Origin of the sequence: Arthrobacter ulcerisalmonis, assembly GCF_900609065.1 — a bacterium.
GTDB lineage: Bacteria > Actinomycetota > Actinomycetes > Actinomycetales > Micrococcaceae > Arthrobacter > Arthrobacter ulcerisalmonis.
Genome location: NZ_UXAU01000051.1, coordinates 1 through 1,308, shown reverse-complemented (window position 1 = coordinate 1,308; position 1,308 = coordinate 1). Strand labels below are relative to the sequence as shown.

Annotated in this window: 1 protein-coding gene; it reads right to left on the bottom strand. The window is 62.8% G+C overall.

Annotated features, from left to right (window positions below):
* Positions 1–128: 128 nt before the first annotated feature.
* A protein-coding gene (locus tag PSET11_RS16495) for an IS3 family transposase (protein ID WP_124093401.1) occupies positions 129–1,276 on the bottom strand; the annotation gives its coding sequence in 2 pieces (ribosomal slippage) (positions 129–1,003 and positions 1,003–1,276; 1,149 coding nt in all).
* Between the last annotated feature and the right edge of the window lie 32 nt (positions 1,277–1,308).

Sequence of the window (1,308 nt, the reverse complement as noted above, 5' to 3'; positions counted from 1 at the left end):
CGTACGGTGTTGGCCCTGAGACGCTCCGCAACTGGCTGGTCAAGTACCGCGAGGCCAACGGCGGCACGGAGACGGATCTGACGGTGACGGAACGGGCCCTGGTTGGGCCCCCGTTAGCAGTCCAGCGTCTATGCGATAGCTAATTTGTTTTCTTGCGTCCAGTTTTCCCAGTAGCGGTTCGGCGTCATGCCGTTCAGGGATCCGTGGGGCCGTTCATGATTGTAGATAGCTTTCCATTCGTCGGCCAAATACTTGGCTTCGGCCATGGTGTCCATGATTTCGCCGGTGAGTTGTTCCCTTCTGAATTGGGCGTTGAAGGATTCGATGAAGCCGTTCTGCCAAGGCGATCCCGGGTCGATGAATGCGGTGTCGACGCCGGCGGTGTTGCACCAGTCGATCAGTGCGGCGGCGGTGAATTCCGGCCCGTTGTCGCAACGGACGTAGACCGGGGCGGTGCCGGTTTCGGCGATGATATTCTCCAGCACCGCGACGACATCGGTGGCTTTGAATGACCGCCGCGGGATGATGGCCAGCGCAGTGCGGGTGTATTCGTCGATGACGTTGAAGAACCGGATGTGCCGTCCGCAGGAGGTCACATCGGACTGGAAGTCGAAGCTGACCACGTGCATCGGGTACTCGGCTGTGAGGCGTTTCTGTTCCCCGGCGCCGGGCCCGGTGCGCCGCTTCTTCCGCGCCCTTGGTTTACAGGTCAGCCCTTCGTCGCGCCAGAGCCGGCGGATCCGCTTCCTGTTCAGCGCCACGCCGTCCCACTCGGGCTGGGCCAGCAGGTGCCAGCGGGCCTTCCGCCAGCCCCAGGCCGGATGCTGCCCGGCGACGGCGCGCAGGGCAGCACGGACATGGGCTTCCTCGAAGCCCATGTCAGGTTTTTTCTTGCGGAACGCGGACCGGTTCTGGCCCAGAAGCGCGCAGGCGAAACGTTCGGACGCCCCGAACTTCTCCACCGCCATGCGCACGGCACGGCGGCGGGGTTCGGGGCTCAGAATTTTCCCTTGGCCACCTCATTCAGGATGTCGATGGCCAGTTCCTTCTCCGCCAGGAGGCGCTTGAGTCGGGCGTTCTCCTTCTCCAGCTCCTTGGTCCGTTTGGACGCTTCGGCGTTCTTCTCGGACCCGTACTGGTTCAGCCAGCGGTACCAGGTCGCCTCGGTGACCTGGAGCTCCTTGATGACCTCGACCATCGGACGGCCGTCGTTGAGCATTTTCTGGCCCTGCCGGACTTTGGCGATGACCTGCTCGGGGGTGTGTCTGCGTGCCATGATTCGTGAATTTCCTCCTGTGTCCATTCTCG